Annotated in this window: 24 protein-coding genes; 18 read left to right on the top strand and 6 right to left on the bottom strand. The window is 45.7% G+C overall.

Annotation, left to right across the window (positions count from 1 at the left end; translation table 11 throughout):
- Both AC1YY3_RS10935 and AC1YY3_RS10930 read left to right on the top strand, forming a co-directional pair.
- The coding region (locus AC1YY3_RS10935; protein WP_482194472.1) for a hypothetical protein at positions 1 to 201 on the top strand (201 nt) is incomplete at its 5' end.
- A gap of 17 nt (positions 202 to 218) precedes the next feature.
- Positions 219 to 1,691, top strand: a complete 1,473-nt coding sequence (locus AC1YY3_RS10930) for a RimK family protein (protein ID WP_481824760.1) — start codon at positions 219 to 221, stop codon at positions 1,689 to 1,691.
- Positions 1,692 to 1,729: 38 nt separating this feature from the next.
- Here AC1YY3_RS10930 and AC1YY3_RS10925 read toward each other — a convergent pair whose 3' ends face one another.
- Complete coding sequence (locus AC1YY3_RS10925) at positions 1,730 to 2,158, bottom strand: DNA polymerase III subunit chi (RefSeq protein WP_481824759.1); 429 nt, start codon at positions 2,156 to 2,158, stop codon at positions 1,730 to 1,732.
- A 9-nt stretch (positions 2,159 to 2,167) separates the two neighbouring features.
- Positions 2,168 to 3,667: a leucyl aminopeptidase gene (locus AC1YY3_RS10920; protein WP_481824758.1), complete on the bottom strand. Its 1,500-nt coding sequence runs from the start codon at positions 3,665 to 3,667 to the stop codon at positions 2,168 to 2,170.
- A gap of 109 nt (positions 3,668 to 3,776) precedes the next feature.
- On the opposite strand from AC1YY3_RS10920, the gene lptF reads away from it, so the two are divergent.
- The 4 genes from lptF to AC1YY3_RS10900 all read left to right on the top strand — a co-directional run bounded on the left by lptF (position 3,777) and on the right by AC1YY3_RS10900 (position 7,616).
- On the top strand, positions 3,777 to 4,913 hold the full coding sequence (lptF, locus tag AC1YY3_RS10915) for an LPS export ABC transporter permease LptF (RefSeq protein ID WP_481824757.1): 1,137 nt from the start codon (positions 3,777 to 3,779) through the stop codon (positions 4,911 to 4,913).
- Positions 4,874 to 5,980, top strand: coding sequence for an LPS export ABC transporter permease LptG (gene lptG, locus AC1YY3_RS10910; protein ID WP_481824756.1), 1,107 nt, complete (start codon positions 4,874 to 4,876; stop codon positions 5,978 to 5,980). The genes lptF and lptG overlap by 40 nt, the downstream gene beginning before the upstream one ends.
- A gap of 246 nt (positions 5,981 to 6,226) precedes the next feature.
- A complete protein-coding gene (locus AC1YY3_RS10905) occupies positions 6,227 to 6,847 on the top strand; it encodes a hypothetical protein (protein ID WP_481824755.1) in 621 nt (206 codons plus the stop codon).
- A gap of 235 nt (positions 6,848 to 7,082) precedes the next feature.
- On the top strand, positions 7,083 to 7,616 hold the full coding sequence (locus AC1YY3_RS10900; RefSeq protein WP_481824754.1) for a gamma carbonic anhydrase family protein: 534 nt from the start codon (positions 7,083 to 7,085) through the stop codon (positions 7,614 to 7,616).
- Between the two features lie 99 nt (positions 7,617 to 7,715).
- On the opposite strand, the gene aroE is transcribed toward AC1YY3_RS10900, so the two are convergent.
- The 3 genes from aroE to hemB form a co-directional block, all read right to left on the bottom strand.
- Positions 7,716 to 8,561 (bottom strand): shikimate dehydrogenase, encoded by an 846-nt coding sequence (gene aroE / locus AC1YY3_RS10895; RefSeq protein WP_481824753.1) that lies wholly within the window; start codon positions 8,559 to 8,561, stop codon positions 7,716 to 7,718.
- 209 nt (positions 8,562 to 8,770) lie between these two features.
- Complete coding sequence (locus AC1YY3_RS10890) at positions 8,771 to 9,472, bottom strand: urate hydroxylase PuuD (RefSeq protein WP_481824752.1); 702 nt, start codon at positions 9,470 to 9,472, stop codon at positions 8,771 to 8,773.
- A 92-nt stretch (positions 9,473 to 9,564) separates the two neighbouring features.
- On the bottom strand, positions 9,565 to 10,572 hold the full coding sequence (gene hemB / locus AC1YY3_RS10885; protein WP_481824751.1) for a porphobilinogen synthase: 1,008 nt from the start codon (positions 10,570 to 10,572) through the stop codon (positions 9,565 to 9,567).
- A gap of 178 nt (positions 10,573 to 10,750) precedes the next feature.
- Here hemB and AC1YY3_RS10880 point away from each other — a divergent pair, with 178 nt between their 5' ends.
- The 12 genes from AC1YY3_RS10880 (at position 10,751) to pyk (ending at position 23,014) form a co-directional block, all read left to right on the top strand.
- Positions 10,751 to 11,386 (top strand): MlaC/ttg2D family ABC transporter substrate-binding protein, encoded by a 636-nt coding sequence (locus AC1YY3_RS10880; protein WP_481824750.1) that lies wholly within the window; start codon positions 10,751 to 10,753, stop codon positions 11,384 to 11,386.
- A gap of 150 nt (positions 11,387 to 11,536) precedes the next feature.
- On the top strand, positions 11,537 to 12,268 hold the full coding sequence (cmoA, locus tag AC1YY3_RS10875; RefSeq protein WP_481824749.1) for a carboxy-S-adenosyl-L-methionine synthase CmoA: 732 nt from the start codon (positions 11,537 to 11,539) through the stop codon (positions 12,266 to 12,268).
- Complete coding sequence (gene cmoB / locus AC1YY3_RS10870; RefSeq protein WP_481824748.1) at positions 12,265 to 13,248, top strand: tRNA 5-methoxyuridine(34)/uridine 5-oxyacetic acid(34) synthase CmoB; 984 nt, start codon at positions 12,265 to 12,267, stop codon at positions 13,246 to 13,248. The genes cmoA and cmoB overlap by 4 nt, the downstream gene beginning before the upstream one ends.
- A 123-nt stretch (positions 13,249 to 13,371) precedes the next feature.
- Positions 13,372 to 15,084, top strand: coding sequence for a type IV-A pilus assembly ATPase PilB (pilB, locus tag AC1YY3_RS10865; protein ID WP_481824747.1), 1,713 nt, complete (start codon positions 13,372 to 13,374; stop codon positions 15,082 to 15,084).
- A 2-nt stretch (positions 15,085 to 15,086) separates the two neighbouring features.
- A complete protein-coding gene (locus AC1YY3_RS10860) occupies positions 15,087 to 16,307 on the top strand; it encodes a type II secretion system F family protein (protein ID WP_481824746.1) in 1,221 nt (406 codons plus the stop codon).
- Between the two features lie 72 nt (positions 16,308 to 16,379).
- Positions 16,380 to 17,252 (top strand): prepilin peptidase, encoded by an 873-nt coding sequence (locus tag AC1YY3_RS10855; RefSeq protein ID WP_481824745.1) that lies wholly within the window; start codon positions 16,380 to 16,382, stop codon positions 17,250 to 17,252.
- 4 nt (positions 17,253 to 17,256) lie between these two features.
- A complete protein-coding gene (gene coaE / locus AC1YY3_RS10850) occupies positions 17,257 to 17,871 on the top strand; it encodes a dephospho-CoA kinase (protein ID WP_481824744.1) in 615 nt (204 codons plus the stop codon).
- Complete coding sequence (zapD, locus tag AC1YY3_RS10845) at positions 17,868 to 18,638, top strand: cell division protein ZapD (RefSeq protein ID WP_481824743.1); 771 nt, start codon at positions 17,868 to 17,870, stop codon at positions 18,636 to 18,638. The genes coaE and zapD overlap by 4 nt, the downstream gene beginning before the upstream one ends.
- Positions 18,638 to 18,844, top strand: a complete 207-nt coding sequence (yacG, locus tag AC1YY3_RS10840) for a DNA gyrase inhibitor YacG (RefSeq protein ID WP_481824742.1) — start codon at positions 18,638 to 18,640, stop codon at positions 18,842 to 18,844. Before zapD ends, yacG begins: the two co-directional genes overlap by 1 nt.
- A 133-nt stretch (positions 18,845 to 18,977) precedes the next feature.
- The gene (gene argH, locus AC1YY3_RS10835) at positions 18,978 to 20,366 is read left to right on the top strand and encodes an argininosuccinate lyase (RefSeq protein WP_481824741.1); all 1,389 of its coding nucleotides are present in this window, start codon (positions 18,978 to 18,980) and stop codon (positions 20,364 to 20,366) included.
- A gap of 139 nt (positions 20,367 to 20,505) precedes the next feature.
- Positions 20,506 to 21,519 (top strand): type I glyceraldehyde-3-phosphate dehydrogenase, encoded by a 1,014-nt coding sequence (gene gap, locus AC1YY3_RS10830; RefSeq protein ID WP_481824740.1) that lies wholly within the window; start codon positions 20,506 to 20,508, stop codon positions 21,517 to 21,519.
- A gap of 46 nt (positions 21,520 to 21,565) precedes the next feature.
- Positions 21,566 to 23,014, top strand: coding sequence for a pyruvate kinase (pyk, locus tag AC1YY3_RS10825; protein ID WP_481824739.1), 1,449 nt, complete (start codon positions 21,566 to 21,568; stop codon positions 23,012 to 23,014).
- A gap of 466 nt (positions 23,015 to 23,480) precedes the next feature.
- On the opposite strand, the gene AC1YY3_RS10820 is transcribed toward pyk, so the two are convergent.
- A complete protein-coding gene (locus tag AC1YY3_RS10820) occupies positions 23,481 to 24,188 on the bottom strand; it encodes a phosphatidylglycerol lysyltransferase domain-containing protein (protein ID WP_481824738.1) in 708 nt (235 codons plus the stop codon).
- Positions 24,189 to 24,767: the final 579 nt, after the last annotated feature.

Genomic DNA, 24,767 nt, shown 5'->3' with positions numbered 1-24,767 from the left:
AAAACCGCGAAAAATAGCCAAGGGTTTATGAAAAATGGCGAGATAAATGCGTATTTCAGCCGAATACCGCCCATTAAGGTGAATGCCAATTCAAAAAAATCGGCTTTTGACCAGTCAGCCGGAGTTTCTGCTGTTTGTGCAAAGGTCTCCTGCAATAAACAAGAAGCAACATTCCCTAACCACGCCACTATTCCACATTAAGGAGCACAACAAAACCTATGGCGCGAACCCTTTTGGTTGTCGATTCATTGTCCGACTGGAGTCCCTATTACCCCAGCGATCAAGTCATCACTTTTGAGACTTATCTTGCCACGGAAAAGGAAGATTCCGAGCATAGAGTGCGTATTATCAATCTTTGTAGCAGTTATTCCTATTTGTCCGACGGTTACTATTGTTCTTTACTGGCAGAAGCGCGGGGCCATCACGTTATCCCTTCCGTCAAGGTATTGAATGACATAGGGAAAAAGGCACTTTATCAACTGCAACTGGAAGACTTGTCGCAGACCTTGGAGCGGGTTTTCAAGAATCAGGACAAAAATGATGAAATCAAGGTGCTGAGTTTTTTTGGCACGACGCAAGATCCTGCGTTTCAGGATCTTGCAAGATTGTTGTTTGAACGTTTTTCCTGCCCGATTTTGGAAGTGACGCTGGGTTATGTGCAACAGTGGGAAATCACGGATTTAAAAGCCGTATCGCACCGCGACCTTGATGATGCCAATGAAACCTTGTTTGCGATGGCGCTGGATAAATTCAGCAAAAAAGTGTGGCGCAAAGGTCGCGCCCGTAAAGCCGCACGATACGACCTTGCCATCCTGGTCAATCCTTCGGAAGCCTTGCCGCCCAGTAATCGGGGTGCGCTGAAAAAATTTATCGGTATAGGCAGGGAAATGGGTATCGAAATTGAACTGATTACCCAACAACATTATGGCAGGTTGCCGGAGTTTGATGCCTTGTTCATCCGGGAAACCACGGCAATCGACCATCATACCTACCGTTTTGCCAAAAAGGCGGAGGCCGAAGGTTTGGTTGTCATAGATGATCCGACTTCCATCCTGCGTTGCACCAATAAGGTCTACTTGGCGGATTTATTCCGCACCCATAAAGTGCCGTCGCCCAAAACCTGGATACTGCACAAAGGCAATAGTGAGCATCTGGACCAACTGGAAAGCAAGGCTGGTTTTCCGGTGGTCATCAAAATCCCTGACGGTTCTTTTTCCAAAGGCATTGTCAAAGTGAATAATCGGCAAGAACTTGAGGTAAAAGTTGCTGAATTGTTTGAAAAGTCGGCTCTGCTGTTAGCCCAGGAGTTCCTGTACACGGATTTCGATTGGCGTATCGGTGTGTTCAATAACAAAGCCTTGTATGCGTGCCGCTATTACATGGTCAAGAACCATTGGCAAATTTACCGCCACGGCGAAAAGCGTACGGATAGTGGGCATTTTGAAACCATGCCGACGTTTGACGCACCCAAAGCCGTTCTGGATGCCGCCCTAAAAGCCACGCAAGCCATAGGCAATGGGCTTTACGGGGTGGACGTAAAGGAAAAAGACGGCAAAGGTTATGTGATAGAAGTCAATGACAACCCGAACATCGACCGAGGCATTGAGGATAAATATTTGGGTGACGAACTATACCGTCAGGTTATGGCGGAATTTTTGCGGCGGATGGAGAATAGCAGCAAGGGAGTATGATGAAAACTCCGCCCTCGTGGAAGCAAGCACATGAATAATTACAACTTATGCGTAGCGATCTCAATACCCGCCTGCTGATACTGTCTATAGCGATTTCGACCGATTGTTTTGGTTTCTTCGCTGTTATCCAATATTTCCAGAATCCGTTCAGCTTGTTGAAAATTTTGAGGACATTGAGAAGATAGGTTTATCACGGAGTTCTGCCAGTGTTCAGGGGGATTGCTTGAACCTATCAACACGATACTTTCAACACTGACCACCTCGCCAGTGTAAATTTGATGCGGGATAAAGCTACCTGCCCTGAACGTCCAGAGCAGGTCGTCGATGAGTTGGCTTTGCTCTAATGAATCGGTGAGTACGTAAGCAAAAACGCCGCTGCGATAGGCTTTTTCGATTAATTTGCAAGCGAACAGATAGCGTTCTTGGGGCGATTCAGTTGCTAGTACGTAAAAATTGATTTCTGGCACACGCCTAACCTATGACACAGCTCGGTCGATGAGGTATTGGCTTAATAAAGGCACGGGGCGACCGGTTGCGCCTTTGTTTTGTCCGCTACGCCACGCTGTTCCGGCGATGTCCAGATGTGCCCAGCGGAAGTTTTTGGCGAAATGCGAGAGGAAACAGGCGGCGGTGATCGTACCTGCGTCTTTGCCACCAATGTTGGCAAGGTCGGCAAAATTGGATTTAAGCAGTTCTTGATATTCTTCCCATAAGGGCAAACGCCAGACACTGTCACAGGCGGTTTCTCCCGCTTTGATTAGAGCATTGCACAGCTCGTCATCATTACCCAATAAGCCACTAGGAATCTTACCTAATGCAACTAAACACGCGCCAGTCAAAGTTGCCAAGTCGATGACAACATCAGGCTTGTAGCGTTCTGCGTAAGTCAACGTATCGCAAAGGATCAAGCGGCCTTCGGCATCGGTGTTCAAGATTTCGATGGTTTTGCCCAACATGCTGGTGACAATATCGCCGGGTTTGTTGGCATCGCCATCGGGCATATTTTCGGATGAGGGAACCAAACCCACGATATTGAGCGGTAATTGCATTTTTACCGCTGCCAGCAACGTACCCATGACCGCCGCGCCGCCGCACATGTCGTATTTCATCTCGTCCATACCTGCGCCTGGCTTCAAGGAAATTCCCCCGGCATCGAAGGTCAAACCTTTGCCCACTAAAACGATAGGTTTGCCGTCTTTTTTGCCTCCGAAATATTCCAGCGCAATCAATTTTGCGGGTTGGCGACTGCCTCGTGAAACCGACAGAAAAGAACCCATGCCGAGTTCTTTCATTTCCGATTCCTCCAGGATTTTAACGCTGAGTCCTGGATGAGTTTTGCCAAGTTCAACAGCTTGTTCAGCCATGTAAGTCGGGGTGCAAACATTGCCAGGAAGATCGGCGAGCGCTTTGGTAAGGCTAACACCTTCTGCAATTGCCAAACCTTGGATTAATCCTGATTGCGCCAAAGCAATCCCACTTTCCGAGGTGGCAATAGCGACTTTTTGCAGCTTGCTTTCAGTTTCCTTATCGGATTTGAGGGCGGTAAATTGGTAGCTGGCATCGTTGAATACTTCGACGATTTGCCGTACATTCCATTGCAGATTACTACCTTCAACGGCAACGTCCGCAAGGCCACAGGCAATAGATTTAATGTAAGGTTTTTTTAGGCTATTTACCGCAGCCGACAATGCTTTCCGGTAATTTTTGGGTGATAAGGGATTGCTTTCGCCCAATCCAACCAACAGCACACGTTCAACCCCGCTATCGGGAATAACATTCATTAGGACGGTTTCGCCAATCTTACCGCTAATATCACCACGGCTAACAACTGTCGCGATTATGCTTTGCAGCTTATCAGAAAGACCCGCTCCAGAAGGAATCAGTTGCTGGTTTTGAAGCTGGTTCTGAAAAACGCCGATAATGATACAATCACAGGGCAGTGTTTCTATGGGCGCAATTTCTATAGAATAGTCCATCTTTTTTATGCTAAATCTGTTGGGTTGGGGTTGCGAATAGACTGAATAAGTCTGCTCAAATTATGGTTTGATTATACATCACAATTATTGTTTTGATGAGGAGATAGGCTTGGAAGCGGATTGGCCTAAGGGCTATAAAATGGGTAAGCGACCCTTGGTTACCATCCTGGACAAGATGATAGCCCTGGACTTGCTGAAGACACTGTTATCGGTGTGGACTGTCATTGTGGTCATCATCGTGAGCCGTAAATTCATCAAGATACTTGATAGGGCAATTGAAGGGCATGTTTCTAATGACACCCTATTGACAATCTTGGGCTTAAAAACCGTGACTTCCAGTATTTCCCTGTTACCTGCTGCCACTTTTATGGCGCTTTTGATGGTATTGGGAAGATTGTACAAAGACCAGGAAATGTCAGCAATCGCGACGGCTGGCGGCGGCGCTGGAACGCTCTATCGAGCGGTTTTTTTGCTGGTGTTTCCTTTAAGCATTATAAGTTTTGGTTTATCTGTCTATGTTTCGCCCTGGGCTGAAAATCGAACTCAAGGCATTATGCATCAAGATGAACAAACCTCCGATATTCGCGGTATTGCGGCAGGCAAATTCAGCGAATACAGCCGAGGCGACTTGGTTTTTTACGTCGAAAATATTACGGCGGAAAAAAAAATGCACTCTGTTTTTGTGCAAAACAGGAAGAAAAACAAACTGAGCATTATTAGTGCTGAACTAGGTCGCTTCGAGGAATTACCTGGTGGTCGTTATATGATTTTTGAGAACGGTGAACGCATACAAGGCAAACCGGGTGATTTCGACTATACCATTGAAAAATTTAAGGAATACGCCGTTAAAATAGAAGAATCGACACTTCCCATGAGCGCAACACCCAGAGCGGCTTCCAGCGCTACGTTATGGAAATCTAAAGGTAAAAGGGAACTTGCAGAACTACAAGACCGACTAACAGTACCTTTGGGCATTCTACTGCTCGGTTTTATTGCCGTGCCACTGTCCAGAATATCGCCTAGAGGTGGCATCTACGGCATCATGTTGATGGGTTTTTTGATTTACTTTACCTATGGAAATCTTTCTAGTGTTGCTCAAAGCTGGGTTATTAAGGGTTCTATTCCGACCTGGCCCGGCATGTTTTGGGTAAACTTATTGTTGTTCTTTATTGGCTTGCTATTACTGGCAAACTGGTACGGATTCCAATGGCTAATCTTAACTATCAAGCAAAAAGTCTCAAAATGAAGGTATTGTCATTATATATCGCCAAAGAAATCCTGAAAGGCTCACTGATTGCGCTGTTAATTTTGTTAACGTTGTTCAATTTATTTACTTTTGCCGATGAATTGAAGGATATAGGCAAAGGTCACTACGGTTTGAAAGAAATTTTTTATTACCTCGCATTGACCTCGCCCACTGTTTTTTATGAGCTTGTTCCTGCATCGGCATTGATTGGCAGCTTGTTTGTACTAGGCTCTATGGGCAATAATCGCGAGTTGATTGCCATGCAGGCATCTGGCCTATCTGTTATGGGCATTATTAAAGCCACTATGCTGGCAGGTCTCGCGTTAGTAACTTTAGCCATTCTGATTGGGGAATTTATCGCGCCGTTAGGTGAGCGACTGGGACAGCAAATTAAAATGACTGCCATTAATGAACACATCATCATGAATTCCAACTACGGTTTGTGGTTGCGGGAAGGAACAAACTTTATCAATGTGCGTCGGGTAGAAGACGATGGCAAATTGGCTAATATCAGCATGTATGAACTGGATGAGAAAGGTCATTTACTGCATGCCAAACACGCCGGCAAAGCAACGTTTCTGGGCAAAAAAACCTGGCGCTTGGAAAACATTAAACAATCGACGATTTCAACACAGCAAATTCAGGTAAGCCACGAAGCCGAACAGACCTGGAAATCAACAATTGCCCCTAATTTATTGAAAATTGTTGTCGTTGACCCTAAGGATCTCTCACTTTACGACTTGGCGATGTATGTCGAATTCTTAAAAGGTAATCATCAAAAATCACATGGCTACGAGGTCGCTTTTTGGGGACGCGCTGTTAGCCCGTTAACGACGTTCATTATGATGCTGGTATCTGCGCCCTTTGTCATTGGCATTCATCGCGGGGTGAGTGTCGGCGCTCGCATCATGATTGGCGTTACCATCGGGATGGGTTTCAATATTTTCGACAAAATAATCAATCATGTCGGCTTGATTTATAACCTCAATCCGCCATTGATGGCGCTGCTCCCCAGTTTATCGGTACTCGCTATCGTATTATTTGCTATGAAAAAAGCGCAAACTTAAGGCAACTCTTTAAAAAATCAGTTGATAATACAACTTGTGATTTTTTTTGTTTTAATATCAAAATATTAAAATAATACTGCCTTATTACTGTTAAACAGTATGGCTTAATGATGTCTGTATTTGTTGGTCTAAAGCAGTAATTTTTTTACAAAGCTGACTTATCTGTGTGTTAGTATTAGAAATTACCTATGCAGTCTTCAGGTAACAGAAAACCACATTCGTAACTCAACATCAGGATATCTAAGTATGAAAACTAAAGAGATTATTGCTACCAGTTTGATAAGTGTCGCTTTGTTGGCAGGCTGCGATGGTGGCAGTCAAGCACCACAAACCCCTGCTACTGAACAATCTACGACAAGTACAGCCCCTGAAGCAGTCTCTAAAGCCGCTGATGCCGGAGCTGCCGCTGTTGAAAAAGCGACTGATACTGGTGCAGCCGCTGTAGATAACGCAGCAAGTGCTGGTGCCGCTGCTGTTGAAAAAGCGAGCGATGCTGGCGCAGCCGCCGTAGATAGTGCTGCAACTGCTGGTACTGCTGCTGTTGAAGGTGCTGCCGCTGCCGGAGCTGCCGCTGTTGAAAAAGCAACCGATGCTGGTGCTGCCGCCGTAGATAGCGCAGCAAGTGCTGGTGCCGCTGCTGTTGAAGGTGCTAAAAGCGCGGGCACTGCTGCAGTTGAAGGTGCAGCTGCCGTTACTGGTGGCACTGTAGATGCCGTCAAAGGAGCTGCCAGTCAAGCCACCGAAACGGTTGTAGCCCCCGCTACAGATTCCGTTGCTAAACCTTTAGAAGCCGCAAAAGAAGCCGTATCAACAGCAATTGAAGCTGATAAGGCAAAAGAAGCTGCTGCCGCTGCTACGGGTAAATAAATCTACCGATAAATGTGCCTAGCAGAGTTCCTCTGCTAGGCAACTAGCTTTTTCCTCAGTTAAACCCCGCCTTAATCCCACAACAGATATTTACTGCGATACCAAAACGTTAATCCGCTGTTCTTAAAAGCACGAAAGGAAGAATCCTCCTCAAACTCTTGAAAACTTCGTGACCTTCGTCTTCTTCGTGGTTATTCTTTCAGTTTATTCTAAGCCACACTACTCACAGTCCTTTATGAGCATTCTAAAATTCAATGGCATTCTGCCTAAAATAGGCCATTCGACTTACATAGCCGACAGCGCAGTCGTGATTGGCGATGTCACAATTGGCGATAATGTCTCTATTTGGCCGACAACGGTGGCACGAGGGGATGTTGAAAGCATCACGATAGGCGACGATACCAATATCCAGGACGGCTCTGTCTTGCATGTCACCCATTACGGAAAATTTACGGATCGCGGTTATCCGTTAACGATTGGCAAAGGTGTAACGGTAGGTCACAGAGCAATTGCCCATGCCTGCACGATAGGTAACTATTGCTTGGTCGGGATGGGGGCGATCATTATGGATGCTGCCGTTATTGAAGATTTCGTGATGTTAGGTGCAGGCGCATTAGTCCCATCCGGCAAAGTTTTGGAAAGTGGGCATCTTTACGTGGGATCACCTGCAAAATTGGTCAGATCATTAACGGATAAGGAGCGGGAATTTTTGATTTATTCCAGCCAACACTATGTTGATCTCAAGAACAAATATCTTGGCAATACGTGAACCTTTGCAATCGAATTTAAAAGCGTGTCGCAGCATTTACAGCACCCACCACATTCTCGCTAAACCCTATTGTGCCTTGCACCTTACGCCTTAAAATCCTTACCCTTCTGCAACAAATCGTCGTGCAGCATTTAGCGCATCAATGACGGGTTGCGTTTGTGGTCGAATGTTTCGCCATAAAAAAAATGCTTCGGCAGCTTGTTCGACCAGCATTCCTAGGCCATCCAGACTTTTTTTGGCATTATGTTCCACGCCCCAGCGGACAAATGATGTAGGTTTGTTACCGTAAGCAAGGTCGTAACAGATGCCATCTTCCGCCAATACATCATCTGGAAGCGGAGGCAATTCATCATACAAACTTGCCGAAGTCGCATTGATAATCAAATCGAATTGTTGACCTCTTATATTACTATACCCACAACCTTCTATATCACCAAAAAGGCAAAATTCTGCCGCCAAATCACTGGCTTTTTGGCGAGTTCGGTTAGCTAACATTAACTGTTGTGGGGACTTTTCCAGAAGTGGCGCAAGAATACCTCGACACGCGCCGCCTGCACCCAAAATTAAAATCCTAGTTCCTTTTAAGGTAATATCGTGATTGACTGTCAAGTCCGCTATCAGACCGCAGCCATCCGTATTGTCGCCTAATATGCGGTCATCGTCTTCGATAATAAGGGTATTGACGGCTCGGCTCAGTTCAGCGCGTTTGGTAGTAATATCAGCAAATGCCCAGGCTAACTCTTTCAGTGGCAAGGTACAATTTAAGCCTTTGCCTCCTTGAGAAAAAAACGCCTTTACCGACTCTCTAAATCGCTCTGCCGGTACCTCCTGTGCGGTATATTCAAGTAATTGTTGGGTTTGTTCTGCAAAAAGCTGATGGATACGCGGTGACTTACTGTGCTTTATTGGCGATCCAAACACCGCATAACGGTCTTTACCAATCATCTTTAACCCTTTTTTATCATAGCTTGTTCCAATAAGATTGGTACATTATAGCAATTACTTAAACAACAGCATTCAATCTTAAAGTGCTTCGTAAAAATAAGGTATCCATAAAACTTAGCCAAGCGTAATCGTTCTCAACAATGAACCCGAACATGAGGACAAAAAAATAGCCGCATTGTGCGGCTATTTTTAGCTGTATTATTTAACTGTCACTTTATGAAATCAACAATCAGAAACAGCACAACTGTCAAACCTAAGCCACAGTGAATAACACCTTTAACCGAAGCATAAGGTCCCATCTTGCCACCTTCTGGCAACTTACTTAATGCACCGATATTTTTCAGCACCGGATAAGCACCGTTGTACTCTAACGCTAGAATTATTGCAGCGGCGAGTAAAAACGACAGAAAATTAAATCCATGCGGAAAATGTGTTGAAGCCCCCATAAAGTACAACATTGGCACTGAAAACAAGGCATTAGTGCGTGATGCCAAACCCGCTGTTGCCAATGCACCAGCGGCTTCAGGCAATGCTTGACCACCATTGGCGACTTGAGTTGCAGAAGCAATCACGATTTTTTGGTTAGGCCAAATAATCAACCACACATTAGCAAACATGATAACGCCCAGAAGTGAACCGATATAAATATCAAGCGAACCACTAGCGCCACGTAGACCAAGAATCGCCAAGCCAGTCAATACTGTAGCCATTGCACCCCAACGAAACCACCATAAGGCTTTTGGCACTAACTTTTGGATAGCGTCCGACTTTGCCGCGCCATCGGCTTCTTTAAAGTATTCGCCTTGTACCAGATTGAAGTAGTAAAGCAAGCCGATCCAGGTAACACCTGCTAACAAATGCCCCCAGCGCAGCAGCATTTCATAACCGGCGGTTGTTGTAACTAATTCCATAGCAATACCTCTTTTGTAATGTTGTTATTGATTTTAAGCACATCCTTCGTCGTGATAGTGCTTTTAAGATAATGTTTTTCTAGGTAAACCCTTCAAGTCTGAGCCAGCCACCGCGCCACAGATTTTGCAAAATAAGTCAGAATTGCATCACTGCCAGCACGCTTGAACGCCAGCAGGGATTCCAAAACGACTGCTCTCTCGTCCAGCCAACCATTCATGGCAGCAGCTTTAATCATAGCATATTCACCGCTGACCTGATAAGCAAAAGTGGGTACGCCGTAGCTGTCTTTTACCCTGCGGATGATGTCCAGATACGGCATTCCTGGCTTAATCATCACAATGTCCGCACCTTCCTGCAAATCAAGCTGGATTTCACGCAAAGCCTCATCAGAATTGGCTGGATCCATTTGATAGCTGTACTTATTACCGCCGCCCAAATTGCCTGATGAACCCACGGCATCCCGAAATGGCCCATAAAAACTGGAGGCATATTTAGCGGAATAAGCAAGAATCCTGGTATTAATATGCCCTTTTGCTTCCAAAGCCTGCCGAATTGCACCAATTCTGCCGTCCATCATATCCGAAGGCGCTACTATATCTGCACCTGCATCGGCATGGGAAAGTGCTTGCCTGACGAGGACATTATTAGTCTCATCATTAATAACATAGCCTTGGTCATTGATAAGTCCGTCTTGCCCGTGACTGGTAAATGGATCGAGCGCAACATCGGTGATGATACCCAATTGCGGCACAGCTTGTTTCAATGCGCGAACACTGCGTTGAACCAAGCCGTCTGGGTTATACGCTTCTGCAGCATCGTCGGATTTTTTATCAGTACCAACAACTGGAAACAGCGCAATGGCTGGAATGCCGAGTTCGTAAACCTCTTTTGCTTCAGCCAGTAACAAATCCAAGGAGACTCTTTCGATACCCGGCATGGATGAAATCGACTCCCGCAAATTTAAGCCTTCAGTAACAAACATAGGATATATTAAATCGTCGGTGCTGAGTTGATTTTCACGCATTAATCGGCGGGAAAAATCATCAAAACGCATTCTTCTCATGCGTATGAAAGGAAAATTAATGTTACTATAAGCCATCTTATTCTGTACTCATGGATTAGGGAATATTGGACTTTTACACGGGTTTAACTGTCGTACTAATTGCAACGGCTTGATTGAAAAAAGCGTAAACCGCATTCCTGCTTATTCGCACTATCAACTGCTGGTCGCTCACACTTAATAACTCAAGCGAATTGGCTCGATTTTAGAGGGTTTTATGAAAACAAAACAACATAATATATTCGGTTTATTCATCTTGCTACTTAGCTTGCTATCAATAACTGCTGCGAAAGCGTCAGACTTGCTGCCTCCTCAACTGGCAATTCAAGAGGCATCGGACAAACTCCAACAGAAGTTGCAGGATAAAGCCTTTATCCAAAACTTTTCACAAGTTGCCCAATTTGTTGACCAAGCCATCAATCCGCATACGGATTTTGATAAAATTTCCGAGTTAGTTTTGGGTAAATTATGGATTTCTGCAAGCGGCGATGAAAAAAACCGTTTTAAACACGAGTTTCAGACCTTACTGGTACGGACGTATTCCCGCGCTTTTGTGGAATTTAAAGACTGGACAGTACGCTTTCTGCCTTTAGAAATGGCAAGCGGCTCTAACAAAGTTGTCGTGAAGACCGAAGTGTTGCAACCTGGACTACAACCCATCAGCGTAAACTACCGTATGTTATTGGGTAATGGTGTCTGGAAAGCCTACGACATCATGATCGAAGGAGTTAGCTTGGTAACCAATTACCGCTCAACATTCAGCAATGAAGTCAAAACCAAAGGCTCGTTAGGTGCGGTGATTGAAAGCTTGGCTAAACGTAACGCGGAAGCTTTGTCTGCCAAAAACTCCTAAGATTGCTGCAAATACCCTCCTTTCCGCTCGGAAAGGAGGGTAGGCAGTAAACAAAACTCACCCCGCTTTGCTATTGCGCTTATGCTTTTGCTATCCGTTGCTATTCAACACACCATCCGGTATTCCGTCCTCAAGAACATCTAGTTCGTCGTGATTTCATTGAAAGATTCCATTTATGCCAATCCTCTCGGTGAAATTAACGCGTTCACGTTTGACGAAAACGTTGTCAGCGTATTCCCCGACATGATCCAACGCTCTGTGCCTGGTTACAGCACGATTATCACAGCTATCGGTTTGCTGGCACAGCGTTACGCGCAGCCTAACAGCCGTTGTTATGACTTAGGTTGCTCCTTGGGTGCTGCCGCGTTATCCATGCGCGAACAGATAGCCGCCGAAAATTGTCGCATCATTGCTGTTGATAACTCGCCAGCGATGGTGTCTGGATTGGAACAAAAACTGCGACAACTACCTTCATCAATTCCGGTTGATGTGCTGTGTGCTGACATCCGAGATATAAGCATCGAAAACGCGTCGGTTGTCGTGTTGAATTTTACCTTGCAGTTTATCCCTATAGAAGACCGGTTGGTTTTTCTGCAAAAAATCAACAGCGGTCTGTTGCCCAGCGGTGTACTGATATTATCTGAAAAACTTAAATTTGATGATGACAAACAAAACACCTTACAAGCCGATATGCACCATCAATTTAAAAAAGCCCAGGGTTATAGCGACCTAGAAATCAGCCAAAAACGCACCGCATTGGAAAACGTGTTAATCCCTGAAACCTTTAGCTTACATCAACAACGACTGCTTGAAGCGGATTTTAGCAGTGCGGAAGTGTGGTTTCAATATTTTAATTTTGCTTCGATAATCGCGCTTAAGTGATTGATTATCAATTATTGTATCAATTACTTAGATCTGCAACAGCAGATGTATGGGCAGCTTGCTTACCGCAGCAACTTAGCGAGGCATTCGACCACAGCCGACATGGGCATTTGTCAACATGGCAGCAGCTAATAGAAAACTTGCCGGAATTTCCTATCACGCAACGCAACTTGAATACAGATGCTGTACAGATAGGTTGTGCGAGTGACCTAAGCGAACAGGCAAAAACAACACTGGAAACCCAGCTAAAAAGTCTGCATCCCTGGCGCAAAGGTCCATACCAGCTATTCGACATTACTATTGATGCCGAATGGCGTTCGGATTGGAAATGGCGGCGTGTCGAACAGCATATTTCCCCGCTCAAACACCGCTTAGTATTAGATGTGGGCTGTGGCAACGGCTATTATTGCTGGCGTATGCTGGGTGCTGGAGCAAAATGTGTCATCGGCATTGATCCTACCCTATTGAATGTTATGCAGTTTCAGTTTATCCGCAAGCTGCACGGAGGTGAACCATCGGTTTACGTCCTGCCATTAGGCATAGAAGATCTACCTTATGGCATGAAAGCATTTGATACGGTATTTTCGATGGGCGTATTTTATCATCGCCGCTCACCTATCGACCATTTGCTGGAATTGCGAGACAGCCTTGTTCCTGGCGGCGAGCTGGTTTTGGAAACGCTAGTGATTGATGGCGGATTAGGCGACGTGCTAGTCCCTGAAGACCGATACGCACAAATGCGTAATGTCTGGTTTTTGCCGAGTGCGCCGACTTTGATGGGCTGGTTAAGCCGCTGCGGATTCAAGAATATTCGTCTCGTTGACATCACTGCAACCTGTACGGAAGAGCAACGTAGTACAGAATGGATGACTTTTCATTCCTTAAAAGATTATCTCAACGAAGACAATGCCTTATTGACCTGCGAAGGCCTACCAGCACCCAAAAGAGCCGTTTTCATCGCACAAACCGCATCCGATTAAACTATTTAAACGCAATGAATCTAATACTAAAGACTAGGAATAGGTATTAGCCTATTTTTAATCCTTGAACCTTATCAGCCTTTCAACTATATTCATGGGATACGATCATCAGGTAGAGATGTCATGGCAGCAGCAACAACAGATTTTCATTTCAGCGGGCTGGCAAAGTGCCTAATTCACGAAGGCCTGTTAACCGAACAGAATGCTAAAACATATATTCATGAAGCCCAAAAAAACAAGGTTTCGCTGATAAGCTATTTGGTTGCCAACAAACTTGTCGATAGCAGAACCATAGCATCCAAAGCATCGACTGAATTCGGTGTGCCGTTTTTGGATCTGGATGCCATCGACCCTCGCAACTTACCGCTCAATCTGGTCAGCGAAAAACTGATCCGTAAATACAATGCTCTGCCCCTGTTGAAACGCGGCAAAACCTTGTTCATCGGCATATCTGATCCGACCAATACCTTAGGTTTGGATGACATTAAGTTCCAGAGCTTGCTCAATCTCGAAACCGTTTTGGTCGAGGAAAACAAGCTGCTGAAAACCATTGAGACTGCATTGGAAGCAGTGGATACCTCGATGGCAGACCTGATGGACACAGATCTGGACAATCTGAACATCACGGGTGGCGAAGAAGAGCTTGCAAAAAATGATGTCAATGCTGACATAGATGATGCTCCTATCGTGCGCTTCGTCAATAAAATCCTGCTGGATGCTATCAAAAAAGGCGCTTCTGACATACACCTGGAGCCTTATGAAAAAAACTTCCGCATCCGCTATAGGTCGGATGGCATATTGCATCAGGTAGCGAGTCCACCGGCAAATATATCCAACCGCATCATCTCCAGGATTAAAGTGATGTCCAAAATGGACATCGCAGAACGCCGAGTTCCGCAAGATGGTCGTATCAAGATGATATTGTCCAGAACCCGTGCGATTGATTTTCGTGTCAACACCTGCCCGACTTTATTCGGTGAAAAAGTGGTGTTGCGTATTTTGGATCCTACCAGTGCCCAACTCGGCATTGAAAAACTGGGCTTTGAAGATGCTCAACAAAAACTTTTTCTGGAAGCCATACATAAGCCTTATGGCATGGTCTTAGTAACGGGCCCCACGGGTAGTGGTAAAACGGTCAGCCTCTATACCGGCTTGAATATCCTGAATAATATGGAACGTAACATTTCCACGGCGGAAGACCCTGTGGAAATTACCGTTGAAGGCATTAATCAAGTCAACGTCAATGTTAAGTCTGGATTGACATTTGCCAATGCCTTGCGGGCGTTTTTACGGCAAGACCCTGACATCATCATGGTCGGCGAAATTCGGGATCTTGAAACCGCTGAAATTGCCGTTAAAGCCGCGCAGACCGGCCATTTGGTATTGTCCACCCTGCACACCAACGATGCACCGCAGACCTTGAACCGGCTGATGCAAATGGGCATTGCGCCTTTTAACATCGTCTCGGCAGTTAATTTGATTATGGCGCAACGTTTAGCTAGGCGTTTGTGCGAACATTGTAAAACGCAAGTAACCTTGCCGGATAATGTACTTTCATCCATCGGTTTCAAAGAAGACGAGTTCAAAACCCTCGAACTGTATGGCGCGGTAGGCTGTGATCTCTGCACAAACGGTTACAAAGGCCGAGTCGGCATCTACCAGGTGATGACCCTCAGCGAAAAAATGCGTGGACTGATACTGGAAGGCGGCAACGCCATGCAATTGGCTGAACAAGCTAAATCAGAAGGTATCAATGATTTGCGTGCATCAGGTTTAAACAAAGTTCGTCTGGGTGTTACCAGTATCGAAGAAATTGATAGAGTGACCAAGGAATAGCAATGGCAGAACAAACAGACCAAATAGATTTTCTCTGGGAAGGGAAAGACAAAAATGGAAAAGTCAGCAAAGGTGTTTTTCCTGCTAAAAGCGAGGTAGTTGCTAAAGCCGAACTACGTCGGCAAGGCTATCGCGTTACTAAAATCAAAGCTAAGGCTAAGCCTCTGTTTACAAGCAAAGCCAAAGCCATCACACCAGCCGATATTGCAATCTTCTCGAGGCAACTAGCCACCATGCTGAAAGCGGGTGTACCTCTTGTACAATCTTTTGATATTGTTGGCAAAGGTCATGACAATCCCAGTATGCAGGAATTATTGCTGAGTATAAAAACCGACATAGAAGGCGGCGATAGATTGGCAGAAGCGCTAAATAGAATACCCATCTATTTTGATGAGTTGTTTTGCAATCTGGTTGAAGCAGGCGAGCAAGCGGGTGTATTGGAAACCCTGTTAGACAAAATCGCCACTTACAAAGAAAAAACCGAGTCCATGAAGAAGAAAATCAAAAAAGCCCTAACCTATCCGATAGCGGTAGTGATCGTCGCTTTTTTGGTAACAACTATCCTGTTAATCTTCGTAGTACCCGTATTCTCCGAAATGTTCAAAGGCTTTGGAGCCGATTTACCGGCATTCACACAAATGGTTGTAAACATGTCGGAGTGGATGCAGGCATACTGGTGGATAGTGGTCGGGATTGTCGTCGGCACTGTCTATACCTTTGGTTTCTTTAAGAAACGCTCCAGAAAATTTAATCATTTTTTGGACAGAACGTTATTAAAGCTACCTGTGGTAGGGCTGATTATGAACAAATCAGCCATCGCTCGTTTTGCACGAACATTATCGACTATGTCAGCAGCCGGTGTACCCTTGGTCGATGCGCTACAGTCGGTTGCTGGTGCTTGCGGTAACATCATCTACTCAGAGGCTGTTATGAAAATGCGCGAAGAAGTCGCCACCGGTCAACGGCTACAATTCGCCATTAGCCAAGCCGGTTTGTTTCCGCACATGGTGCAGCAAATGGTCGCCATCGGCGAAGAATCCGGTTCCATTGATGCCATGTTAGCCAAAGTGGCGGATTTTTATGAAGAGGAAGTCGATAACTTAGTCGATAACCTCAGCAGCTTGATGGAGCCGCTCATTATGGTCATCTTGGGGACACTAGTCGGCGGCTTGGTGGTTGCCATGTATCTGCCTATCTTCAAAATGGGTGCTGCGGTTGGTTAACAATAACGTAAATCATCCATAAATCAACGAATAAACGCTCCCGCAAGGGAGCTTTGCGCTCACCAACTCATCATGCAATCATTTGATTATCTTATCGATTCCCCAGCTCTTTTCTCCGCTATTGTCGGCTTAATTGGTCTATTGGTCGGCAGTTTTCTGAACGTGGTTATTTATCGCCTACCTGTTATGATGCAGAAAGCCTGGCGTAAGGATTGTCATGACTATCTGGGGCTTGATGCACAAGCACAGACCGATGAACCGTTTAATCTGGTGCTACCGCTCTCGCGTTGCCCAGGCTGCAACACGCCTATTAAACCTTACCAAAACATTCCCGTTATCAGTTATGTTTTTTTACGGGGTAAATGTGCTAAGTGTAAAAATCCAATTTCCTTACGTTATCCAATCATTGAAGCATTTACCGCGCTTACCTCAGTCATAGTAGCGTGGCATTTTGGCTTTACGCCACAAGCAGGATTTGCTTTACTGCTAACTTGGTCGTTGATCGCATTGAGTTTTATTGACATTGACCATCAACTTTTGCCCGATTCAATCACCTTACCTGTGTTATGGTCGGGATTATTTTTAAGCTTATTTGGCTTTTTTACCGATAGCCACGCCAGCATTATCGGCGCGATTGCCGGCTATCTGGTGCTGTGGGGTGTTTTCCACCTGTTTAAATTGCTGACTGGAAAAGAAGGCATGGGCTATGGCGATTTCAAATTACTCGCCTTGTTTGGAGCCTGGCTAGGTTGGCAATCCTTACCTGCCATTATTTTGCTATCATCGTTGGTCGGTGCAGTAATTGGCATCGCCATGATTGTGTTTTCTCGGCATGACCGCAACACGCCCATCCCCTTCGGTCCTTATTTAGCGGCGGCTGGGTGGATTGCGCTGATTTGGGGTGCGGACATTAACCAGTTTTATATGAAAATGGCAGGTTTATAAGCGGGTGTTCAAAATAGGTCTTACTGGCGGTATAGGCTGTGGTAAAACCACGGTCAGTAAATTATTTACAGAATTAAATATCCCTGTTATTGATGCTGACGACATCGCACACCAGTTAGTAGCACCAGGACAACCGGCATTATTAGAAATTGGGCAACTTTTTGGCAATGCAGTCTTCAATCCAGATGGTTCGTTAAACCGACAACAATTAGGTGAACTTGTTTTTTCAAACCCTAAACAAAAACAAACCCTTGAATCAATCTTGCATCCTTTAGTCTTTACCACGATGCAGGAGAAAATTGAGCAACTGAATAATCCTTACTGCATCATCAGCATCCCCTTATTGTTTGAAACAAAAAGAAATCGATTTGTTGACCGAATACTCGTGGTTGATTGCCCTATTGAAACCCAGATAGAACGGATTAAGCGCAGGAATAACTTTACGGATACTAGAATCCGGTCAATGATAGCCAGCCAAGTGAGCCGTGAATACCGACTAAAACACGCCGATGATGTCATCGACAATTCTGATACCACTGATAGCAAACTTGCAGAACACGTTAAAAAATTGCACAATCTTTACCTTTCAATCAGCGCATTAGGACAACCACGCTCGTGAAAAACCACATCATCTATGAATTTCCACTCAATGAACGGATCCGGGTTTTCATCAGGCTAGAACAGCTATTCCAGGAATTTAGCCATTTTTCGTCGGGTTCAACTATCGCCGACAAACGCGCTGCCATTAACGTATTGCTGGATGTTATGTCGATTTTCAGGCGCAACGACCTCAAATCGGAAATCCTTAAAGAACTGGATCGCCATGCAAAAGTACTCACTAAGTATGCCGACAGCCAGAATGTTGACTCCAAACAACTGCAATCCATCGTAAATAAAATCACCGAAACCAGTAAAAAGCTTTATGCAACTCCTGGAAAAATAGGTCTTGGCGTGATGGAAAGTGATCTATTTCAAAGCATCACACAACGCAGCTCAATTCCCGGCGGCACTTGCTCATTTGACTTGCCTGAATTTCATTTCTGGCTGGAACAGGAAGAATCGATCCGTGCTAAAGATCTGGAACGCTGGAGTCTGCCTTTCAACGAAATTCGTACCGCGATTGATCTGATTCTGGACTTTATCCGTACCAGCAATGCACCCAGTGAAGAGCTGGCCGAAGCCGGTTTTTTTCAAATCGCTTTGGACAAAAGCCTACCTTACCAGCTTATCAAAGTCAGCATGGATAGGTCGCTGCCTTGTTTCGCCGAAATCAGTGGTGGCAAACACCGTTGCTCGATACGCTTCATGGTGCCTTCCGCCGATGAACAACGACCTACGCAAAGCTCGGATGACATACCATTTTCCCTAACCCGCTGTATGTTCTGATGACATTTTCTAAGCAAACGCTGACCGTAAAATGTCCCCATTGTGAGCGTCCCGTATCATGGACGGCAGAATATCCTTTCCGACCTTTTTGCTGTGAACGCTGTAAACTAATCGACTTAGGTGAATGGGCTATGGAGGAAAAGGTAATCCCTGGAGAGCCTTTAACTACTGAAAATGATGGGGATGACAATTCGTTTTTTCAGTGATAAGTACCCTTCCCTCTTCACAAAAACTTGCCACCAACCTCTACCTAAATAATCTTTCCCGCATTACTGCTAACGCACACTCATTATCGAAGCACAAACCAACCACTAACCTAGTTAATTCAATTACTTATAAATGATCACCGTTAATTCCGAAAAACTCTCCAGTGCCCGTTTTGCAGAAGCCACCGATGCTTTTGTAGAGGAATTTACCGCCTCAGTTTTGTTTGACAAGCGCATGGCAGAGCAAGACATTCAAGGTTCTATTGCCCACGCCACCATGCTATGTGCAGTTGGTGTTTTGACCACGGAAGAGCGCGATGCCATTGTTGGTGGACTGAATCAAATCGCAGATGAGATAATCAAAGGCACGTTCATTTGGTCAATCAAACAAGAAGATGTCCACATGAATATTGAGTCCCGATTAACTGACCTTATCGGCATAGCAGGCAAAAAGCTGCATACCGGACGATCCCGTAACGACCAGGTGGCCACCGACATCAGACTTTACCTTCGCAGTGAAATCAAGCACATAAAGACCCAGTTGCACCGCCTTCAAACCGCCATTTTGGATCTAGCCGAGCAGCACTTTGATACCATCATGCCCGGCTTCACCCACTTGCAAGTAGCCCAACCCATCACCTACGGACATCATTTAATGGCATGGTTTGAGATGCTGTGCCGCGACCATGAACGCTTGCAAGACTGCCTTAAACGCATCAATGTCATGCCTTTAGGTGCGGCTGCACTGGCAGGCACAAGTTACCCTATCGACCGCCAATTCACCTCGGATTTACTGGGCTTTAGTCGACCTTCAGCAAACTCACTCGACTCGGTGAGCGACCGCGATTTTGCGATTGAATTTACTGCTGTTGCAAGCTTGATTATGATGCACCTGTCGCGTTTTTCCGAAGAACTCATCCTGTGGTCTAGCGCCCAATTTGACTTCATCGACATGCCCGATGCTTTCTGTACCGGTTCGTCCATCATGCCGCAGAAAAAGAACCCTGATGTTCCCGAATTGGTGCGCGGCAAGTCAGGTCGCGTTACAGGCCATTTGATCGCGCTGTTAATGCTCATGAAAGGTCAACCCTTAGCTTATAACAAAGATAATCAAGAGGACAAAGAACCTCTATTTGATACGGTAGACACGCTCATCAACTGCTTACGTGCTTATGCCGACATGGTTCCTCATCTCAAGGTCAAAAAGGAGAACATGTATTTGTCAGCAAAACGCGGCTTTGCAACGGCGACCGATCTTGCTGATTACTTGGTACGTAAAGGCTTGGCTTTCCGCGATGCCCATGAAATTGTCGGACTTGCTGTAAGACTAGGTTTAGATAGCAAACGTGATCTTGCAGAGCTGTCACTCCCGGAATTGCAGCAATTTTCGCCACTGATAACAGCAGATGTATACGATATTTTAACGCTGGAAGGATCGGTTGCCGCACGTAAACACATCGGCGGCACAGCACCAGAAACGGTGAAAAAAGCCATCCATACCGCAAGAGAATCTTTAAAATAACCGCCAAATAAAATCTGATAACGACGAGACTTTTGGTCATAGACGAAATACCGCTTTTTTTGTATAATGAAGGGATTTACAGAAACCCTTAAGCGATTTCGTAATTCCTCATCATCTAATCATTCTGGAGACAAACTCAATGCCTATTAAAGTTGCCATCAACGGTTATGGCCGTATTGGACGTAATATTATTCGCGCACTTTACGAATCAGGTCGCACTAACGAAATTCAAATAGTAGCGGTCAATGACTTGGGCGACACCAATACCAATGCCCATTTGACCCAATACGACACCGTACATGGCAAGTTTCCTTTTGAAGTAGGTGTTGACGGCGATTACATCGTCATCAATGGCGATAAAATCAAGGTATTCTCAGAACGTGACCCTTCCAAATTGCCTTGGGGTGAATTGGGCATAGATGTCGTTCATGAATGTACAGGTTTGTTCACCAGCAAAGCCAAAGCTTCGGCACATATTGCGGCTGGTGCTAAAAAAGTTATTATCTCCGCCCCAGGCGGCAGTGATGTTGATGGCACGATTGTTTTTGGTGTTAACCACAATACCTTGAAGGCAAGCGATACCGTTATCTCAAATGCCTCTTGCACCACCAACTGCTTGGCACCTATCGTAAAGGCTTTGCACGACACCATTGGTGTGGATCATGGCCTGATGACCACCATCCACTCTTACACCAATGACCAAGTGTTGACCGACGTGTACCACAGTGATTTACACCGTGCCCGTTCAGCGACGCAATCCATGATCCCTACCAAAACTGGCGCTGCCGCAGCGGTTGGTTTGGTATTACCTGAACTGGCAGGAAAGCTAGATGGTTTCGCCATGCGCGTTCCGACTATCAATGTTTCCATCGTGGATTTAACTTTCCAAGCCTCAAGAAACACCACTAAAGAAGAAGTAGACCAAATACTTAAAGCCGCATCGACTGGGTTCTTGAAAGGTATCCTGGAAATCAACGAAAAACCACTGGTGTCAACAGACTTCAACCACAATCCAGCGTCTTCTATTTATGAAGCAGGATTGACCAAAGTAATGAACGGCAACTTCGTAAAAGTTCTGTCTTGGTATGACAATGAATGGGGTTTTTCAAACCGTATGCTGGATACGACGGTTGCCCTGGTTAATGCCAAATAGGTCAATGTGAAATAACGATATATTACTGAAACTGAAATAAAACCTAATGTTAAGACGAACCAAAATTTTAGCGACACTCGGTCCAGCCACAGATAAACCCGGCGTACTTGAAGGATTAATTAAGGCGGGGGTTGATGTTGTCCGCATGAATTTCTCGCACGGTTCAGCGCAAGACCATCTTGATAGAGCCCAATCGATCAGGGAACTCAGCCAAAAGCTAGGTCGACGCGTCGGTATTCTTGCTGATCTGCAAGGCCCTAAAATACGTATCGCTCGCTTCAAAGACACCAAAGTAGTGCTAAATGAAGGTCAAAATTTTGCTTTAGATATTAATTTTGATCCATTGGCGGGAGATAACACCCAGGTCGGCATAACTTACGAACCACTGGCTATGGAAGTAAAATCTGGAAGCCGATTGCTACTGGATGACGGTCGTATCGTGCTGGATGTCATCAATGTCGAAAACATGCGGGTCAATTGCACCGTGGCCGTTGGTGGTGACCTATCCAACAACAAAGGCATTAACCTGTTGGGTGGAGGGCTTTCTGCGGCGGCGTTAACTGAAAAAGATAAGGAGGACATTAAAACTATCGCGCTGATGAAGTGCGATTATGTGGCGATCTCTTTCCCACGGACTGCCGAAGACCTGAATGAAGCCCGTCGCCTACTGGTGGCAGAAGGCTGTCATGCTGGTATCGTCGCTAAAGTTGAACGGGCAGAAGCCATTGTTCCAGACGTTATGGATGAGATCATCCTGGCATCTGATGCAGTGATGGTTGCTCGCGGCGACCTAGGTGTTGAAATCGGTGACGCTAACCTGCCTGCCGTACAAAAACTTCTGATCAAACGCACACGGGAACTCAACCGCGTTGCCATTACCGCCACGCAGATGATGGAGTCGATGATCGACAACCCGATTCCTACTCGTGCTGAAGTATTTGACGTTGCCAATGCGGTATACGATGGCACCGATGCCATCATGCTATCGGCTGAAACTGCATCAGGAAAACACCCGATTAAAGCCGTTGAGGCGATGGACAGAATCTGCCTTGAAGCTGAAAAGCAAGCCAGTGTCCGTGTTTCCGATCACCGTGTGGATATTCAGTTTGAACGCGATGATGAAGCCATTGCAATGTCCGCCATGTATATGGCGAACCATACCAAAATCAAAGGCATAGTCTCGCTGACCGAATCAGGCTCAACGCCCTTATGGATGTCACGGATCAGTTCAGGCATACCCATTTTTGCATTCAGCAGCTCGGAAGAAACCCTGGGCAGATCCACCTTGTTCCGAGGTGTGTTCCCAATGTTCTATCGCATCGACGAAAAGCTAGATCACGCCGAAGTTAACCGCAGCATCGTCAAAGAATTAAGAAAATGGAATCTCGCCAAAGATGGTGACAAATTCATCATCACCAAAGGCGATTTGACAGGCGTTAAAGGCGGGACGAATGCGCTTAAGGTTATTGTGGTTGGGCAAGGGTTAACGCCTTAAAATTGAACCTGATTAGTAAGATGCTTCAGCCAAATGGTAAGCAGCTCCTTCTCCCTTGAGGGATGCCTACGGGGATGTAAGTAGTAGGGCAATGCAGGAGCTATTGCCGAGAAAGTTGAGTTGAGGGGTTAAAAAACAAAAAGCCTTATTAAAACAAAACTCCCACCAAAGCGGGGCGGGGCAACATGCCCAGTCCGGTACTGTTCATACCCGTGAATCGCGTGTATTTTGGAGTGACAAACCTAGGTTTGTCACTCCGCCTTATGAATCAAATCACAGGGTTCGCTCGTTCCCAAGCTCTGCTTGGGAACGTAGTTATGCAAGCTGGAGCTTGCCTTGTCGATCCCCAATCTCCAGATTGGGAACCAGCGCAACTTGGCATGACCCACGCGCTGCCCAATTTAAACTGTCTGCTCTGGGCTATTAGATCAATAGGTTTTGCTGTTGTTTGTGGACGATTTTGGGCTTAGTAGGGTTGCAGGTCATATTTATGCAGCAAGTATTGTGGTTGCCAAGATAGCTTAAAATTACGCAGCCCTTCAATACCCAAGTCTTCCTGAAAATTCATGCGGTTACAACCGTATGCGGCCATCACCTTGGCCGTTTCCAGTTCTAACAGGTCAGTTAAACCCGGCTGCCCTGGTGCAGTAAAACCAAAATGCTCCATATAAAAACCGTCCGGCAATAGCTCATTAATCGTAAAGCCCAGCACTGCACCGGACCCGTCACGGGCCACAACGGCAATCAGCGGATAGCCGTGGGCGAACGCCAAGCATCTGCGGAATACCATTTCCTCTTCAGCCAATGCCGCCGCACCCCCGCCATTACAATGCCGCCAAGCCATAAATACCCCAAGAAATGCTGTGGTGTCCGCACATTCTGCCATCGCCACTGAGGAGAAAGTGACTTCCAAATGTGCTTCCTGATAACCCAATGCGCGTTTATGCTTGCGGCGCAATTGGCTGGATTCAGGATTCAACATGGCCTCTAACGCCAGCACATAGTCGTAGCGTTCCCGCCGCTCCGTGACGGCAAAAGCCATCCTGACATCAGGATGCAAGGAAAACGCCGGCACGCAACTTAGTCTTCTGCCGCAACCCTCCGATTCGGCGTAATCCACCAGTGCCAGCAAAGGTTCTGCTTCCAGCGCATAACCCAGAAGGTTGTTTTTCAAAGCAACGTAAAATCAAGGCTTTCTCCAGGCGAGAGACTGACGCACCTGGTGAATAGCACCGCAATGTGAGATGGTTAAATTCTGAATAGGGCGGAAAACCTTTACAGGCTTGTTGGAATTCGCCAAGCGTCACGTCGGCAATCGGCGTAAATTCAGGGAATTTGGCGATCATTCGGTTTTCCAGCTAAGAAATTAAAAGCGGGGCGGGGTTTGAAACACCGCACCAACCGTTTTGTTTATGTTGTTATTTTTGAGCCACGCATAAACGTTACGGACCGGGCAACATGCCCCGTCCGGCACTGGAATCCAAAGAAACGTACATTTTCATGCGTACTCCTGCTATGGTTGTTATTGTCAAGTTGTCGCCTAGAGTGCCAAACCTAGGTTTGGCACTCCCACTATTTTTACAGCCTTAAACACAAAAACTGCATTTTGCATGATGATATTGAATTTATTCGCTTATGTTTTACAACGCCAAAACCAACTTAAGCCCGTCATTAAGGCTGTTTAGTTGTTGAGGATTCAATTTTGAAATTTTTTCGGCAAGGAATGCTTTATCCAGCGTAATCACTTGGCTGA

Source organism: Methyloglobulus sp., from assembly GCF_964779595.1.
This window is presented reverse-complemented; position numbering and strand designations above follow the sequence as displayed.

Coding starts and splice junctions, on each gene's coding strand:
- AC1YY3_RS10930 (WP_481824760.1), top strand. CDS start 219: ATGGCGCGAACCCTTTTGGTTGTCGATTCATTGTCCGACTGGAGTCCC.
- AC1YY3_RS10920 (WP_481824758.1), bottom strand. CDS start 3,667: ATGGACTATTCTATAGAAATTGCGCCCATAGAAACACTGCCCTGTGAT.
- lptG (WP_481824756.1), top strand. CDS start 4,874: ATGGCTAATCTTAACTATCAAGCAAAAAGTCTCAAAATGAAGGTATTG.
- AC1YY3_RS10905 (WP_481824755.1), top strand. CDS start 6,227: ATGAAAACTAAAGAGATTATTGCTACCAGTTTGATAAGTGTCGCTTTG.
- AC1YY3_RS10900 (WP_481824754.1), top strand. CDS start 7,083: ATGAGCATTCTAAAATTCAATGGCATTCTGCCTAAAATAGGCCATTCG.
- aroE (WP_481824753.1), bottom strand. CDS start 8,561: ATGATTGGTAAAGACCGTTATGCGGTGTTTGGATCGCCAATAAAGCAC.
- AC1YY3_RS10890 (WP_481824752.1), bottom strand. CDS start 9,472: ATGGAATTAGTTACAACAACCGCCGGTTATGAAATGCTGCTGCGCTGG.
- hemB (WP_481824751.1), bottom strand. CDS start 10,572: ATGGCTTATAGTAACATTAATTTTCCTTTCATACGCATGAGAAGAATG.
- AC1YY3_RS10880 (WP_481824750.1), top strand. CDS start 10,751: ATGAAAACAAAACAACATAATATATTCGGTTTATTCATCTTGCTACTT.
- pilB (WP_481824747.1), top strand. CDS start 13,372: ATGGCAGCAGCAACAACAGATTTTCATTTCAGCGGGCTGGCAAAGTGC.
- AC1YY3_RS10860 (WP_481824746.1), top strand. CDS start 15,087: ATGGCAGAACAAACAGACCAAATAGATTTTCTCTGGGAAGGGAAAGAC.
- AC1YY3_RS10855 (WP_481824745.1), top strand. CDS start 16,380: ATGCAATCATTTGATTATCTTATCGATTCCCCAGCTCTTTTCTCCGCT.
- yacG (WP_481824742.1), top strand. CDS start 18,638: ATGACATTTTCTAAGCAAACGCTGACCGTAAAATGTCCCCATTGTGAG.
- argH (WP_481824741.1), top strand. CDS start 18,978: ATGATCACCGTTAATTCCGAAAAACTCTCCAGTGCCCGTTTTGCAGAA.
- gap (WP_481824740.1), top strand. CDS start 20,506: ATGCCTATTAAAGTTGCCATCAACGGTTATGGCCGTATTGGACGTAAT.
- pyk (WP_481824739.1), top strand. CDS start 21,566: ATGTTAAGACGAACCAAAATTTTAGCGACACTCGGTCCAGCCACAGAT.